Origin of the sequence: uncultured Endozoicomonas sp. (assembly GCF_947495845.1) — a bacterium.
GTDB lineage: Bacteria > Pseudomonadota > Gammaproteobacteria > Pseudomonadales > Endozoicomonadaceae > Endozoicomonas.
In genome coordinates this window covers 105990-122458 of record NZ_CANMAO010000008.1, presented here as the reverse complement: position 1 = coordinate 122458, position 16469 = coordinate 105990, and the positions used below count along the sequence as shown (strand labels likewise).

Genomic DNA, 16469 nt, shown 5'->3' with positions numbered 1-16469 from the left:
GTCGTCCCGCTTTATCTGAAGCCTTACCGGGTCGTCCCGGCGGCTCTTCTTTTTGATTGGTATTAGTCCCAGACCAGAACTTCAATGGGTGTCGGGTTGTAACCATTGCAAGGGTTGTTTAACTGGGGACAATTAGAAATCAACACCACCACATCCATCAGCGCTTCCAGCTCTACATATTTGCCGGGCGCAGAAATACCGTCCTCGAAGGTAAGTTTTCCTTCAGAAGTCACTGGCACATTCATAAAGAAATTAATGTTGTGGGTAATATGTTCTTTATTTAGCCCGTAAGATTCATTCTCCTGAATAGCGAGCATCCAGGAATCCCGGCAGGCGTGCATGCAACGCTTTTCTAAATCGTATCTTACGGTATTGGATTCGGTGGCGCAGGCTCCACCCACTGTATCGTGACGCCCACAGGTATCCGCAACGATTTTAAGCAGATCATTATTTTCACAGCTTTTCAGTACCGAACCGGTGGTCAGATAAACATTGCTCTGCTCCCGAATGGTATCCATGGCACTGTAACGTTCATCGGGTTCAGCGGCACTGAAAAATAAGGTATCAGCCGCCTGATTGCCTTCGAGATCCACAATACGGCAGGTCTGACCTTGTTTAATGGTTTTAATGAAATAATCACCCGCACCAACCGTTGCAGAGTATTCGGCATCTTTTTTTTGTCGTGTACTTTCCTGAATCATTACTTGCCTCCTTTCCAGTGTTACACGCCGAGGTGATAGAGTGCGTTGTTGTCAAAACCCCTGCGATTTTCAGCACAGTGATTCTGGCAAAAATCGTCTTCGCCCACCGGCGCTGCCCGGGAGATTTCAACACCTACCGAAGCCTGTGGGTAACTCTCGGCATCATTCAGAGGGTGAGGGCAGGTATGCAACACGACTAACGTGTCCATTTCAAAACGAAGGCTAACATTGTCGCCCTGCCTGGACTGCCGACTCAGGGATAAAGAACCATCGTCGCTGACGCTAACCTCACTGAACCAGTTTATATTCGAGGCGAGTGCTGTTCGCTTTAATCCGTATTTAGCCAGCTCCACCAGAAAACTGTCGTAGCCATTCTGATGCCATTGATTGCGATCCTGCTGATAATTTCTTTGCCCCCACTTTTCTGTAATATGCTCTCCATGACTGTTACCACACAACGTCTCGTGCCAGCCAAAAGAGTCATCAACAATGGAACAAAAAATCCGCCCCATATCGGAATAAAGGCAGTTACCGCGAGTTAACTTAAATGTATGCTGACATTTCAGTGTATCCGGCGCGTTGTATTTTTCTTCAAGATGCATCGGATTATAAAAAAGCATCCCCACATTGGCACCGCCAGTCAGGTCAGTCAGCTTCAACTGCATACCTCTTCGCACCGTCAAAGACCAATGGCTACCACTGGGAATCGTGGTTTTGTATTGAGGTTTTCCAACTTCAGGATTGGATATTGTTGTCATGTTCTATTCCTGAACAACTTTTTTCACAACTGCACTATCAGGCAACTTCCATCAGTACAGGGCTTTCATTTTCCGGAAATTCCAAGTCCGACGCTTGTAGCTCATCACGCTGTTCAATAGGCAAGTCAAACGTGATAGTCGCTCCGTGTTGGTCACTGTCCTGAGCTTCATGCTGAGGCCAGTCAAACACCCACAGTCGTGTACCCAGATAAAACGCTTCCTGTAAATCGTGAGTTACCATGAAAATGGTCAGATTATTTTCTTTCCAGAGTTTCAAAATCAGCGCGTGCATATCTTTGCGAATGCCTGGGTCAAGAGCACCAAACGGCTCATCCAGAAGCAGAACTTTTGGGTGTTTGATCAATGCCTGAGCAATAGCCAACCGCTGTTGCATACCACCGGATAACTCATGGGGATATTTGTCCCTGGCTGCTGCCAGCCCAACCGCTTCTAACCACTGGTCTGCTTCCGCCAGTGCCTGCCTGCGCTTTTGTCCAAACAGTTTTCCCAGCAACGGGCTTTCAGCAAACTCTCTGCCTAACGCGACATTATCCCGCACAGACAGATGAGGAAAGACAGAATACTTCTGAAAAACCACACCTCGATCTTCACTGGGCTCCGCCACAATGGGCTGGCCATTAAACAACAGTTTTCCCGTCGTCTGTGTTTCTGTGCCCAGCAGCATCTTCAAGAATGTGCTTTTGCCACAACCAGAAGTGCCCACCATGGTGACAAACTCGCCTTCCTGAACGGAGGCATTGAGCTTTTCCAACACCACATGACTGCCGTAGTGCTTGCCGCAACGCTGGAAAGCAATAAATGCGTCTTTCATTTCACGCTCCCTATTTTGCCGTGTGATACCAGGGGAATATCATTTTGGATACCCTGATAAGCGACCAGTCCAAAAGGAAAGCCAATGTCGTTATCCACATCACGTAGGGCAAAATAACATCCATAGCCAGATAGCGTCGTACAAGGAAAATTCGATAACCAAGTCCATCCGTCGCAGCAATCGCTTCAGCGGCAATAAGAAACAACCAGGCCGCTCCGAGACTTAAACGAATGGCGTCCATTAGACGGGGCATCACCTGAGGCAGCACAACCCTCAAAATGATCTGCCAGGAGCTTCCTCCAAGGGTCTGAGCTTTTACCAACTGCTCCTGGGGTAACTCCCGGGTTCGCTGGTCAAGATCTCGTATCAAAAAGGGAGTTATGCCAATGACAATAAGCACTACTTTCGACACTTCCCCCAAACCAAAGACAATGAATAAGATGGGCAACAGCGCCAGTGGCGGCACCATGGATACGACGGTGGTCAAAGCCCCTAAGTGACTACCAGCCAATGGAATTGCACCGGTTAACACACCAACAACGAGCCCCACCATCGCAGCAATAACAATACCCAACAGCAATCGTTTCAAGCTGCTTTTAGTATCCTGCCAGAGCAGATATTCACCAGTACGCTTGCTGGGCGTGAAGGCCATACGATCAACAGCCTTTTGTATTTCAGTGAAGCTCGGCAGTAGTTTGTCGCGTTCATTTTCAGCCTTTCTCAAATCTGAGCCCCAGGAATAGAGCATCAAAATCAGAATAAAAGGCACAATACCCAAGGCTACCGCCAGAGGTCGGGATGGGCGCAGGTTAATAATTCGCTTCATAAGCTCCAACCTTGACTACTTATCATTCTGGCGGTGACAAAGAGAGCAAACTTAGAGTTTGCCTTCTGCAGCCATGGCCATAAAGGCTGGATCAAAGCGCAGTTTTACATTGCTTTCGTCACCGAATACTCCACTTGGCGTTTCAATACCGATAAAGCCAGCATCGGGAGCACCTTCACCAAGAAGACCATGGTCAAATGAAAACTCAGCAACATACTCCATGGTCTGCTTCAGGCTGTCGCTATTCACAAACTCAACAGCATCTTCAGCCTGATAGAACATCTTGGTAGACGCCAACTGACTTTCATAGCCGGACAGGTCAGTGCCAGATGCCTTCCCCATATGTTCACGTACGGATTTATCAGACTCCATACCCGCCATAATTTCGTACCACGCACCCACCAACGCTTTCCCTAACTTTGGATTTTCTTTCAGGGTTTCGGTGTTCACCATCAGGGTATCGATGATTTCACCTGGAATCTGGGAACTGTCGAATACGCTGTGACTGGCGGGCATTGCGGTAATTTCACTGACCAGAGGGTTCCACGTAGTCACGGCAGTGACATCATCCGTGGTGAAAGCAGCAACCATATCAGCATCCGAAGTGTTGATTACGCTGATGTCCTTTTCGCTAAGACCAACGGACTCAAGACCCCGGGCAAGTAGGTAATGACTCACGCTCAGTTCCACCAGGTTGACTGACTGTCCTTTAATACCGGCTAGAGACGTTTTGTCTTTGAGAATAATGGCATCGTTACCGTTGGAGAAGTCACCAACGATTAATGCAGTGCTGTCGACGCCGCTGGCAGCAGGTATGGTCAGTGCATCCATGTTGGTCATGGCGCAACCATCAAATTCGCCTGCGGTGTATTGGTTGATCGACTCAACGTAATCGTTGATTTGTACAACTTCAATATCAATGTCGTACTTGTCAGCCCACTTATCGACAATGCCAGAAGTATCGCCGTACTCCCAGGGCATCCAACCCACATAAATTGACCAGCAGATCTTAAAATTATCTTTTGCTAACGCGGCAGGTGAGAAAAGACTGCCAAGAATGGCAGCAGCGGCAAGCGCGCTTGTGAAGGTATGCTTCATATAGCCCCTCAGATTTTTTATTGGGTAGACACGTGGTATTCATGGCATTTTCACCAAGCAACCTCCCGGGCTTTTGTCCCGCCGTGTAACCCCAAAACATCTTAGAGGTCGATCGCTCTCGGACCAGGCACTGAAGATAAACCTTCTTATTCTTACCCTTCAGCCGGAACCCTAGCGATCCATTATCAAATTGTTGGTAATAACTGCCCATTTATTTTTATACGACAGATATCAACCATAAATACCACTCGGTGAAGAAACATATCATGTTCCATGCCAAAGCGTAAATCACTGCCTTTCATTGATTTATGTGGGAAAGATCACCCTATAAAACAACATAAAAGAGCATTTCTCTGATTCATGCCTAATCTTGGTGCGAATCATATCAGGACGACAGTAGACTTATAAGTATAATTCTTAAGCAACTTTCAGAAAAAAGGGGGAGGATTGAACTACTGATGACTAGAAGACGATCGTACACTTAATCAGGAAATTTGCAGATCAGGCATTTCTTACAGATACAAAAAAAGCCTTTATCTATTCGATAAAGACTTTAATTTGGTGCCGAAGACGAGACTCGAACTCGTACGCCCATACAGGCACTGCCCCCTCAAGACAGCGTGTCTACCAATTCCACCACTTCGGCTTAACCGTCACTTGCTGCGACGGCTGAATTATTTCTGAAAGCTTTTTAGAAATCAACTTATAAATAAGTTTGATTAATCAGTTGCTTACAGGAGCGTCGGAGCTGCTGCTCTCAACGGGCAGAGACTCTAACACAGGCGCATCGCTTTCGGTAGACGTTTCAACTGAATCTAACGAAAAGGGCGCGTCGTTCACTGGTACAACCTGCTCAACCTGAACAGATGGCAAACCGGCATTAGTTACCGCATCTGCTTTTTGTCTGGCCATCATGGCCAGGCCAATGCTGGTGACGAAAAAGATCGTTGCCAGAATGGCGGTTGTACGGCTCAGAAAGTTAGCTGAGCCCTGGCTTCCAAATACGGTTTGGGAAGCCCCTGAGCCAAAACTGGCTCCTGTTTCTGCACCTTTGCCCTGCTGGAGCATGATCAGACCGATCACGCCCACAGCCACAAGCACGTGCACAAGAAGGATAATGGTTTCCATTATTGTCCTGCAGCGTGACAAATCGCCTTGAAATCGGCAGCGACCAGCGAAGCACCGCCAATCAAACCACCGTCCACATCAGTTTGAGCCATCAGCTCTACTGCGTTGTCCGGCTTCATGCTGCCACCATAGAGAATACGGGTTCTGTCCGCCATGGACGGATCGTTCTCTGCCAGCAGGGCACGGATGTCCGCGTGAACTTCCTGAGCCTGCTCGGGTGAAGCAGTTAAGCCGGTTCCAATCGCCCAAACCGGTTCATAGGCAATTACAAAATTAGCCAGACGCTCCGAACCAGCGGCTCGAAGCACAGTGTTAATCTGTTCTGCGACCACTTTCATGGTTGCACCAGATTCGCGCTCTTCCAGAGTTTCGCCGACACAGAGTACCGGAACCAACCCATTATCTACCAGAGCACAGAATTTTTCAGCCACATCTGCATCCGTTTCACCATAGATGGAACGACGCTCGGAATGACCGATCAAAACGTATTCGCAACCAAGATCTTTAGCCATCAGAGGGGAAACCTCACCGGTATAGGCGCCTGACAGTTTATCGGAGGCATTCTGCACACCGTATTTGACAGGAGAACCACTCAGCAGGTCACGAACCTGTTGAATATACACATGGGGTGGAAATACGAGCACCTCAGCCTTGGTTTCAAGCCCAGAAAGGATGCCATCAATCAGCTCTCGAATACTGTCTGATGAACCATTCATCTTCCAGTTTCCAGCTACAAGCGGCTGACGCATATCGCTTACCTCATTAGACGCGAGGCGAGAATACTACCCTGAACGAGAGAAACATACAATAAGTCAAGGGAGCAGCAAAAAGCGTGCACTCGACACTCATCAGAAGAAAATAATAACTTTTGAATGTGTCGGCTCTTGGTGCTTATACGCTATCTTATCCTGTAAGTTTCAATCCGCAGGAGTTATAAAAGATGTCTAGCGTGCCACCTCGAGCCGACTACTCACCTGTAAGTAATACAACCGCCCAACAGCTCGATGAGGCATCAGAGCTTGAAAGCAGCAGTTCTTTTGGTGGTCGATTAGTACGGGGGATTATTTCTTGCCTGGGCTTGGAATGGGGCGAAGAACCCTCAAACAGTAGTTCTGTTTATCCCAGCACTACTGTTCCTATCACAAAAAGGAATGTCTCTGAAAATGTAACAAATCAACTCGTCCCACACCCCGATAGCCAAACTTGAAATATGATTACGTCATCGTAATAAAAAACTAACAGGCATTCTGGAACGCACAGAACTCTTTCTTTGAGTTATGTCAGCACATTTCATGCTCAACAATCGTCGCAAGTTTTTTAGCCTGGGAGTCCACTTCAACACTGTCTTCACCTTCAACCATGACACGAATAACCGGCTCTGTGCCAGAAGCCCTTAACAGAACACGCCCTTTTCCTGCCATATCGATCTCAGCCTGCTTAACCGCATCGACAATAACTGGAATGGTGCTTGTGTCTCGCTTGTTCTGAACTCGGACGTTAATCATGGTCTGAGGATAAAGTGCAATAGCGCTGATTAATTCAGATAGTTGCTTGCCAGAATTCTGGAGAGCTTTCAGAACCTGAAGCGCAGAGACAATGCCATCGCCTGTGGTGGAAACATCACGACAGATAATATGTCCGGAGGATTCGCCGCCCAACTGCCAATCATTAGCCAACAGTAGTTCATTAACGTAACGGTCACCTACATTGGCTCGGGCAAAAGGAACATTTGCAGCTTTAAGGGCATTTTCCATACCGAGATTGGTCATCAATGTACCAACCACTCCACCTTTCAGAACATCACGTTTTTTGCGATCCATGGCAATAATAAACAACAGCTGATCACCATCGATGATTTCACCTTTGTCGTCTACCATGATAACCCGGTCGCCATCGCCATCGAAGGCAATACCAAGGTCAGCACCCACTTCTTTGACTTTGGCAGCCATGCCTGCAGGATTGGTTGAACCAGCATTTTCATTAATATTCACACCATCAGGGCTAATGCCCATGGCGATCACTTCGGCGCCCAGTTCACGGAACACTGCCGGGCCAACCTGATAGGTTGCGCCATGGCCTGCATCGATGACGATTTTCATACCGCGAAGATCCAGCTGGTTTGGCGTGCTAGCCTTGCAGTATTCGATGTAACGGCCTGCCGCATCATCAAGACGACTGACTTTACCCAGTTGTTCAGATGGCACAACGTCTATACCGGCATCCAGAAGCGCTTCGATTTTCATCTCAACGTCATCTGACAGCTTATTGCCATCACCACCAAAGAACTTAATTCCATTGTCGTAGAATGGGTTATGGGAAGCACTGATGACGATACCCGCCTGACCATTAAAAGTACGTGTCAGGTACGCAATGGCAGGGGTTGGCATTGGGCCGGTCAATACCACATCAATACCAGCGGCAGACAAACCAGCTTCCAGGGCAGACTCAAACATGTAGCCAGAAATGCGGGTATCTTTGCCAATGATGACTTTACCTTCACCCTGGTCCGCTAATACACGACCCGCAGCCCAGCCAAGCTTGAGAACGAAATCAGGCGTGATAGGAAACTCACCGACCTTACCGCGAATACCATCGGTACCAAAATATTTACGAGCCATAGCCGCTTACCAAATTCACCCAGAAACAATAGCCGGTAATGATGTCATTCCTCATCATAAACTACCAGTGTTCTACATTGGATGATCATGCTTCTTCTACCGCCTGAAGTAATCGCAAAACGTCCACCGTTTCTCGTACATCATGAACTCTAATGATGTGCGCCCCTGCCTGAGCAGCCAGCATAGCCGCAGCCAGACTACCTGGTAACCGGTCTTCTGTATCACGATTCAGCGTCGCACCAACAAAAGATTTTCGGGACATCCCGGCAAACAGAGGCAAGCCATGCTCATGAAAACGACGATAGTCTTTTAGCATTTGCAGATCATACTGAGGTGTTTTCCCAAACATTCCACCGCCAAAGCCCGGATCAATAATCATACGCTCTTTTGCTATACCTGCTTGTTCACACCTCGCCACTGCTGACACAAGGTATTCGCCGACTTCTGACACCACATCGTCGTATACAGGCACAAAACCGGGTTCAGGTTGCTCTACCAGAGAGTGCATCAAGACAACAGGAACGTTGGTGGCGGCAGCCGCTTCAAGTGCACCATCACGATACAGTGCTCGTACATCATTTATTAGACCCGCTCCAGCCTTAACGGTTTCAGTCATTACCAGAGGGGAGCTGGTATCCACAGAAAGAATGACATCCAACCTTGAGCTCAAACCTTCAATGACCGGTAGTACTCTCTCTAGCTCCTCTTCCTGACTGAGTGCGCCTGAAGCGCCGGGGCGAGTGGATTCTCCGCCGATATCCAAGATATCCACACCGTCCAGCACCATTTTCTCAGCTACCTTTAACCAGCCATCCCGGAATCGGCTTCCCTCATAAAAAGAATCCGGTGTAACGTTCAGAATACCCATGACTTTAGGCTTACTTAAATCAAGTGTTTTGCCTGCACAATCCAGTACAAAGCCATTACTCATCAAACACCTCAGCTCAGCTCTTATACCAATTCTGTTTTTAAATTATGGGCTGCGCAGTCATTTTGACCGACTGGATCTGCGTTGAAGTTCCTCGCCATAGCTACCACCCACAGGGCGTAAAGGCTATGACTCGTCTCTTCGCCTTTATGCCCTGTGGGTATTGCCCTGTCGCCCAAAATAACTTGCTCGTTCCAAAATTTAAAAACGCCATTGGTATTATTCGTTTTTTCAGATACAAAAAAGGGCAGGTATAAAACCTGCCCTGCAACTATAGCCCTAATTCGGATCAGTGTTCGCCAGCGGGACCACCGATAGGCTTATCACTGTCTTTGCTGTCTGGAGTATCGTTTTTGGACTCTCCATCACCAGCAGAGGCATTGATACCGCTGTCGTTGTTGTCCTGATCACCAGAATCTTTTGGTGGACGAACCGGGCGACCTTCCATGATGTCATCAATCTGATCGCTGTCGATGGTTTCGTACTGCATCAGTGCTGCAGCCATCGCATCCAGTTTGTCGCGGTTATCTTCAAGAATCTTGTAAGCACGGTTGTAGCTATCATCGATAAAGAAACGCACTTCTTGGTCAATCAGTTTGGCCGTTTCACCGGACACATTCATACCCGAATTACCGTGACCATAACTCTTACCGAGGAAGACTTCGCCTTCTTCACTGTCGTACTGCAGCGGGCCAAGCTTTTCAGATAAGCCCCACTTCGTAACCATGCTGCGAGCAATTTGAGTCGCCCGCTGGATGTCGTTGGAGGCGCCGGTGGTCACACCGTCTTTGCCCAGCGTCATCTCTTCTGCAATTCGACCACCAAAGAGCGAACAGATCTGACTGAGCAGCGCTTCTTTGCTCTGGCTGTAACGATCTTCTTCTGGCAAGAACATGGTGACACCCAGTGCTCGCCCACGAGGAATGATACTGACTTTGTAAACCGGATCATGATCAGGAACCATGCGCCCAACAATGGCGTGGCCTGCTTCATGGAATGCCGTATTACTTTTCTCTTTATCACTCATCACCATGGACTTGCGCTCGGCACCCATCATGATTTTATCTTTTGCCTGATCAAACTCTTTCTGGCCAACCGTACGGTGATTAGCACGAGCAGCAAACAGTGCAGCTTCGTTCACCAGGTTTGCCAGATCAGCACCAGAGAAGCCTGGCGTGCCGCGAGCAATAACCGCTGGCTGAACATCGTCGGACACAGGCACTTTGCGCATGTGTACTTTCAGAATTTGTTCACGACCACGAATATCTGGCAGACCAACCACAACCTGACGGTCAAAACGACCAGGACGCAGCAATGCAGGATCCAGTACATCCGGACGGTTAGTGGCGGCAATTACAATAATACCGTCGTTTCCTTCAAAGCCGTCCATCTCCACCAGAAGCTGGTTAAGGGTTTGCTCACGCTCGTCGTGACCACCGCCCATGCCGGCACCACGGTGACGACCCACCGCATCAATCTCATCAATAAAGATGATGCAAGGTGCCTGCTTCTTAGCCTGTTCGAACATGTCACGGACACGGGAAGCACCCACACCCACAAACATCTCAACAAAGTCGGAACCGGAGATAGTAAAGAACGGTACCTTGGCTTCACCAGCAATGGCTTTAGCGATCAGCGTTTTACCGGTACCCGGAGGGCCAACCATCAGCACACCACGGGGAATACGACCACCAAGACGCTGGAACTTGCCAGGATCTTTCAGGAAGTCCACCAGTTCCTGCACATCTTCTTTGGCTTCTTCAACGCCGGCTACATCAGCAAATGTGGTTTTGATCTGATCTTCAGACAGCAAACGTGCTTTGCTTTTACCGAAGCTCATTGGACCACCACGGCCACCGCCGCCGCCCTGCATCTGACGCATAAAGAACATGAAGACCGCAAGAATCACCAGAATCGGGAAGCTGGCAACCAGCAACTGAGTCCAGATACTTTGCTTTTCAATCGGTTTGGAATCCACCTGAACTTTGCCAAGCAACAACTCGTCCATCAACTTGTTGTCTGGCACTGCCGGTGGCAGGTTGGTTTCAAAACGCTCACCATTACTCATGGTGCCAGTAATAGTAAATCCATCAATCAACACTTTGCTGACCTGACGATTTTCTACCTGACTTATGAAATCGGAGTAGGCGACCTTTTGAGTAGACGACTGCATGCCGTCAAAATTTTTGAATACGGTCAATAGCACCAAGGCGATGATGACCCAGAGAATCAAATTTTTTGCCATATCATTCAAGGGGCTAACCTCTTTTGAGCGTACTTAAGCCTTAGGTAATCGCTTTGGATGAGCTCGTTCCCGTGGCCCACAGACTTTTAATAATGTTATCTTCAACAATACACGATCAGCATCTTCTGTGACAGTTATTGTCTTCTATGATGCTGATAAATGTACGCTATCCTCTGAAGCCAATGGCCAGCAGATATACTTCCCTGGAGCGAGCCCTTGAAGCCTCTGGCTTTCGGGTCAACACCTTATCAAAACTGGTTTTCATGTCTTTCAGGTAAGCATCAAAACCTTCACCCTGAAACACTTTCACCAGAAAGACACCACCTTTACGCAGCACCTGCCGAGATAAATCCAACGCCAACTCCACTAAATACATGGCATTCGGCTGATCAACAGACAGTGCTCCACTCATATTGGGGGCCATATCGGAAATTACAAGGTCTACCTGATCAGATCCAATGGTTTCCAGAATCTGTTCAAGCACTGCATCTTCGGTAAAATCGCCCTGCACAAAATCCACATCGGCAATACCATCCATGGGCAAAATATCGGACGCAACAACTCGCCCCTGATCGCCCACCAGCTGAATCGCTACTTGAGACCAGCCACCAGGGGCAGCGCCTAAATCAACCACGCGCATTCCGGGACGAAGGATTTTATCCTTTTCCTGAATTTCCAGAAGTTTATAGCTGGCACGGGATCGCCACCCATCTTTTTGCGATTGCTTTACATACGGGTCATCAAAGTGCTCTTTCAACCAGCGACCACTGCTTTTCGATCTCGCCATAGCTTTAAAATTGGGTACTCTATAAATATCCGGATACTGGGAATACACAGCACATGACTTTTACATCGCAGCGCTTCCCAATAGGAAAGAATAATATCTGATAGATTATGAAGGGGACAGCTGGAGATAAGAAAAGATTAGTTCATAAAGTAAGTTCTAAATTACAATCCGACACAAGCCGTATAATCGTATTGGTCAAACTCGTTCGTCACTTTATCTCTGTACAGTTCATAGTAGCCCACTGTCGTGACGCCATCAGCAAGATAGGTATTTTCCAGCCATTCTTTATAAAAGTGCTCACCATTGGATTTCGCCGCTTCCATCACCCGCTGATAATAACCTTCTCTGGGTAACAGGTGCGCGCCCGTATACTGACTGGGCGTAGGAGAGCTTAAAATATAGGCGACTTTATACTGACCAGAATGGTGAGATATGCTGCCTTTCGGTTCTGACCATGATTGCACAACCACAGGTTTCAAATCATAACCCACTTCACGAGCCAGCAACGGCGTGATACTGCTCACAGGAATATCCAGCAAAATACCTAACGCAACATCTTCATATCGTTGAGAAACCGCAGTATTCAACATGGCAATAGCATAGGGATTTTCCGGTACACCCCAGTGAGGTAAAAACACATAAGGTACTGAGCGGTTATAAATGGTTTTCACACCATAAGCTCTGGCAAGCTCACGGGTTTTTAATGCACTTGTGCAGAGTGTTTGAGCCGCAGAGCGACAATCCATCAGGCTTCCATAAACAAACAGCTTAATAGATGCCTGTCCCTGATCTGCCAGTAAAGACGGCAGGTAAGCATAAGGATAAAGATGCTCTGGATGGTCAGACAATGACTGAAACGCTTCTTCGAAGGAACACCCCTGATCGTCAGCAGGAACAGGTTCCAACTCTAAACACGGATCACTGTCATCCTCCGATGAATCTTCATCGATAAACTCATCATAGGGAATATAATGATCGGCAGATATCTCTTGGCTGTCTGACAGCTCTTCATGCGCTGATGGCTCTTCATGCGCTCCCGGCTCTTCAATCGTCGATAATTCTTTCGATACTACGCTCATATGAGCGTTTGCGGTCAGCGCAGATGTGAGAACAACAGGCAACAAACCATAAATTAGTGTTTGTTTGATGATGTCGAGGATGCAACTTCTCATTAAAATTCCCTGTTTGATAGCTATTACTTATTTCAGGGTTTGACCACTTTTCCTGACGAGAGTTCAATGAGACAGCCGCTATAGCGGGGCATAAAATAGCCCTTTCATCATGATTCTGATGATAAGGGGAACAAAATTGACACTATTAAGGACAAATAGTACACAACAGGTTGCTGCCATTCAGGGGAAAGTCATAAAATAGGGCGTCAACATCATCTCCAGACACCAGCGATCCGATCGGCAGAATAAACGTTTTGCCCGCTATCCCCGGTTAATAAACGATTTCAGGTAAGCCTGCCGCTTTAAACCCATGGCTTGATTTACCCGTAATCAGGAAGCAGTTATGAGTTTAAACGCAGCAAAAAAGAAGCATTTTCGTTCTATTGGCCACAACCTGAACCCAGTGGTTATGGTGGCAGACAAAGGACTTACGGAAGGTGTGGTTGAAGAAACCATGAGAGCACTGAACGATCATGAGCTGATCAAAGTGAAGTTTGCCATTGGCGATCGCGATGCCCGCCAGCAACTGATCAGCCAGCTGCTCAGCGCCACGAATTCAGACTTGATCCAGACGATTGGCAAAATCGCCCTGATCTTCAAGCCGGCAAAAAAGCCGAATCCAGCACTGTCTAACTTGCTGAGAGTTCAGTAAAGAGACCCGAAGGGTTTCTCACCGGCGGATTAGAGGCTATCGCAAAAGGTAGTGAGCGCAGTCAAGACAAGGCAGAAAATGGCGAAAAAGCGCAGTTTACAAACAGTAAATGAGCATTTTGAGCCATTTTTTAACGCCGTATTGGCAAGCTCAGCCCTTTTTCGACAGCCTCTTTAACCGCCGGATCTTTTTGCGTCGTACCCTTCTTTCTTCAGGAATTCCACCATCACATCCACGTGATCCCCCTGAAGCTCGACACAACCATCCTTTACAGCGCCTCCACCGCCGCAGCGTTTTTTCAGCTGTTTAGCGTAAGCTTTGAGATCATTCCCCGCCATTGGCAGCCCGCTGATCACTGTGACCACTTTGCCGCCCCGCCCTTTCTTCTCAGGACGAACCCGGACATTACCATCGCCGGCAACATCTTCGTTAACTGGCTCTTCTTTGATTCGCCCTGCATCGGTGGAATACACCAATCGGCTTTCACTGTTTCTCTGGCTACCCATAAAAACTCCAAGGCACCTATCATATTTACAACATGGCACCAAGAGCCTGACCGAGAATAGGCTGCCCTGCGCGGCAACTGCTCCTGCGTTGCTCTAGCCCCAGCATCCATGCAGTCGTGCGGTGGCAGAAGATTGATCTAAAAATTCCGTTTTGTTCAACAAACAGCACTACTATTCACTTCACAAAACAGAATTTTTATCCTCAATTTTCTACCATCCTCGCTACGGGCGCTATTCTCGGTCAGCCTCCTAGCCATCACTCAAAAACGACGATTAGCGACATATTACCATCATTAATAATTTGCTATCAGCTCAATTCACCCAAGCTAAAGCAACGCACCTGAATGCTTCTAAACCAGTTTTGGGTAGAGTAAAAATGCCATTTTTAAATTCAACCCAGTAAGTACCCAACCATATGAAATCATATTTTCTGACTCATTGATCAGCCCCTCTGAATGCGTTGCAACTCTGGTCACATAGCTCGCTATGCTCCCGCCGTTGCTCCTTGCAGAGAACCTGATCAACAAGCCAAAAATATTCGATTCCATATGGACGGGTACTTAGGCTTCAGAACGTAGAACGATACGTCAAGCTGATTTATGCAGAAAAACCTCTATATTTATTGAAAAATCCTAACAATCAAGGTCAAGGGTTTAAGTCTAATGAGTAACTAAAAGCAGACTCAATTTAACAAATATATCCAAGGCTACTATATGAAAAGAATTATGAAAGTAATGACATCCAAACGAACATCTATTTTTCTACTCGTTTTTATTTCATTTTTTTTAAAGGCATGTACGCTCAGTAATCCTGTAGATATATCAACAATGCCAGCAATATCTGAAGCAACCGTACCTGATAAACAAGAAACAATGAGCGCAATTCAAAATGGATTCTGGATTACCAATAAAGATTGGGGGGAGCAGGAAAACTTAGCATCAGTTCACAACGAAATAGTTGAAAAAACCAAAACACACTCTTTAACGCCAATGCTACCAGAGATCCTTGAATTTAAGGACTGGGTTACCAGCGACAACAAATATTTTGAGCTGGTAAACTCGATGATCAACGAATCAAATCAATACGCAGGCTCTATAGATAAATCAACGAAACAAGAGTGGCAACGTAATGGAGGCTCTGAGCCCTGGATTGATGATTACGACAGCTTCTTTCAAACACTCAACGAGATAATCACCACCACCCCCTCATTTAGTGAAGCGATTATGGTTAGCTGCCCTCTAAATGCATTTCTCGCCATCGCCATGGGCACAAAATCAGGGCTTATATTGTTTCATGACGAAACATTTAATCAGCAGATAAAAAAAGTCCTAGATACCTGGAACGCATACCTTGATAGTGAAGCTTCACTTGACAAACTGGACATCGACAATCCAGAAAAAGAAGGCTCATGGATATCGAAAGCCGCCTGGAAAGCTGGTGTATGGGATCAAATCGAGCATAACAAAAACCTACCGGGCTATGGTTATAATTCATGGAATTCATTTTTTACTCGCAGATTTATTCCTGACGCTCGTCCATTTCAAGGAGAGCCGGACAACGATATAAATATTGGTTGTGAAACCACACCGTGGTTGTACAAAAACAACCTTGAGATGGAGAGCCAATTCTCGATCAAGGCAACAAATTATTCACTACTGGACCTATTTGGAGGACAAGCACACTGGGCCAAAATCTTTGAAGGTGGACAACTCTACCAAGGCTACCTATCGGGCGAGCATTACCACCGATGGCATGCCCCCGTTGACGGAAAGCTCGTAAGCTCCTGGTTACAACCAGGTACGTACTATGCTCAAAGCCCGGCACAACTTCAAGGGATTGATACTTGGTTCGGACTGGAAACTCAGCCCTATCTTGGCCACGTCGCGACAAGAGCGATCTTCATATTCAAACACGAAATCTTTGGCTACATAGGGTTAATCAATGTCGGCATGATGGAAGTATCTACCTGCCATATTGAACCCAACATGCTGGTAAAGGATGGAGATCAGTCTATTGATGTCAAACGAGGCACCGAAATCGGTCATTTTGAATACGGTGGTTCATCACATATCCTGGTCTTCCAGAAAGGTAAGGTTCAACTAAAAGATTGGGCACTAAATCCCCAAAAAAACCTGCAGGATGATCAGCTTATAAAGTTAGGTTCTGTTATTGGTTCAGCATTGAAGAACAATACGGGTAAATAACGACTTATCAATAT

The 16469-nt window shown here is 47.1% G+C and carries 15 protein-coding genes, 1 tRNA gene and 1 riboswitch; of the genes, 2 read left to right on the top strand and 14 right to left on the bottom strand.

Annotated features, from left to right (window positions below; all coding sequences use genetic code 11):
• Window positions 1-62: 62 nt before the first annotated feature.
• The 13 genes from Q1B11_RS08365 to Q1B11_RS08305 all read right to left on the bottom strand — a co-directional run bounded on the left by Q1B11_RS08365 (window position 63) and on the right by Q1B11_RS08305 (window position 13093).
• Complete coding sequence (locus Q1B11_RS08365) at window positions 63-701, bottom strand: urea amidolyase associated protein UAAP2 (RefSeq protein ID WP_299730548.1); 639 nt, start codon at window positions 699-701, stop codon at window positions 63-65.
• A gap of 20 nt (window positions 702-721) precedes the next feature.
• Window positions 722-1459, bottom strand: a complete 738-nt coding sequence (locus Q1B11_RS08360) for an urea amidolyase associated protein UAAP1 (RefSeq protein ID WP_299730545.1) — start codon at window positions 1457-1459, stop codon at window positions 722-724.
• Between the two features lie 37 nt (window positions 1460-1496).
• Window positions 1497-2291: an ABC transporter ATP-binding protein gene (locus Q1B11_RS08355; RefSeq protein ID WP_299730542.1), complete on the bottom strand. Its 795-nt coding sequence runs from the start codon at window positions 2289-2291 to the stop codon at window positions 1497-1499.
• A gap of 10 nt (window positions 2292-2301) precedes the next feature.
• On the bottom strand, window positions 2302-3117 hold the full coding sequence (locus Q1B11_RS08350) for an ABC transporter permease (RefSeq protein ID WP_299730539.1): 816 nt from the start codon (window positions 3115-3117) through the stop codon (window positions 2302-2304).
• 51 nt (window positions 3118-3168) lie between these two features.
• Window positions 3169-4215, bottom strand: coding sequence for a putative urea ABC transporter substrate-binding protein (locus tag Q1B11_RS08345; protein WP_299730537.1), 1047 nt, complete (start codon window positions 4213-4215; stop codon window positions 3169-3171).
• 60 nt (window positions 4216-4275) lie between these two features.
• Window positions 4276-4401: riboswitch (guanidine-I (ykkC/yxkD leader) on the bottom strand.
• A gap of 373 nt (window positions 4402-4774) precedes the next feature.
• A tRNA-Leu gene (locus Q1B11_RS08340) sits at window positions 4775-4861 on the bottom strand.
• A 77-nt stretch (window positions 4862-4938) separates the two neighbouring features.
• Window positions 4939-5343, bottom strand: coding sequence for a preprotein translocase subunit SecG (secG, locus tag Q1B11_RS08335; protein ID WP_299730534.1), 405 nt, complete (start codon window positions 5341-5343; stop codon window positions 4939-4941).
• Window positions 5343-6092: a triose-phosphate isomerase gene (gene tpiA, locus Q1B11_RS08330; RefSeq protein WP_299730531.1), complete on the bottom strand. Its 750-nt coding sequence runs from the start codon at window positions 6090-6092 to the stop codon at window positions 5343-5345. The genes secG and tpiA overlap by 1 nt, the downstream gene beginning before the upstream one ends.
• Before the next feature lie 531 nt (window positions 6093-6623).
• On the bottom strand, window positions 6624-7961 hold the full coding sequence (gene glmM / locus Q1B11_RS08325) for a phosphoglucosamine mutase (protein ID WP_299730528.1): 1338 nt from the start codon (window positions 7959-7961) through the stop codon (window positions 6624-6626).
• 85 nt (window positions 7962-8046) lie between these two features.
• Complete coding sequence (gene folP, locus Q1B11_RS08320; RefSeq protein ID WP_299730525.1) at window positions 8047-8892, bottom strand: dihydropteroate synthase; 846 nt, start codon at window positions 8890-8892, stop codon at window positions 8047-8049.
• Between the two features lie 286 nt (window positions 8893-9178).
• Entirely contained in the window at window positions 9179-11134 is a 1956-nt protein-coding gene (ftsH, locus tag Q1B11_RS08315) for an ATP-dependent zinc metalloprotease FtsH (RefSeq protein WP_067585839.1), read from the bottom strand.
• Between the two features lie 166 nt (window positions 11135-11300).
• Entirely contained in the window at window positions 11301-11921 is a 621-nt protein-coding gene (rlmE, locus tag Q1B11_RS08310; RefSeq protein ID WP_299730514.1) for a 23S rRNA (uridine(2552)-2'-O)-methyltransferase RlmE, read from the bottom strand.
• 161 nt (window positions 11922-12082) lie between these two features.
• On the bottom strand, window positions 12083-13093 hold the full coding sequence (locus tag Q1B11_RS08305; protein WP_299730511.1) for a hypothetical protein: 1011 nt from the start codon (window positions 13091-13093) through the stop codon (window positions 12083-12085).
• 343 nt (window positions 13094-13436) lie between these two features.
• On the opposite strand from Q1B11_RS08305, the gene Q1B11_RS08300 reads away from it, so the two are divergent.
• Window positions 13437-13745 (top strand): YhbY family RNA-binding protein, encoded by a 309-nt coding sequence (locus Q1B11_RS08300; RefSeq protein ID WP_067515221.1) that lies wholly within the window; start codon window positions 13437-13439, stop codon window positions 13743-13745.
• Between the two features lie 173 nt (window positions 13746-13918).
• Here the strand turns inward: Q1B11_RS08300 and yciH are convergent, their stop codons facing one another.
• Window positions 13919-14251 (bottom strand): stress response translation initiation inhibitor YciH, encoded by a 333-nt coding sequence (yciH, locus tag Q1B11_RS08295; protein WP_299730508.1) that lies wholly within the window; start codon window positions 14249-14251, stop codon window positions 13919-13921.
• A gap of 713 nt (window positions 14252-14964) precedes the next feature.
• Here yciH and Q1B11_RS08290 point away from each other — a divergent pair.
• Window positions 14965-16455 carry a phosphatidylserine decarboxylase family protein gene (locus Q1B11_RS08290; RefSeq protein WP_299730504.1) on the top strand — a complete coding sequence of 497 codons (1491 nt, stop codon included), beginning with the start codon at window positions 14965-14967 and terminating at the stop codon, window positions 16453-16455.
• Window positions 16456-16469: the final 14 nt, after the last annotated feature.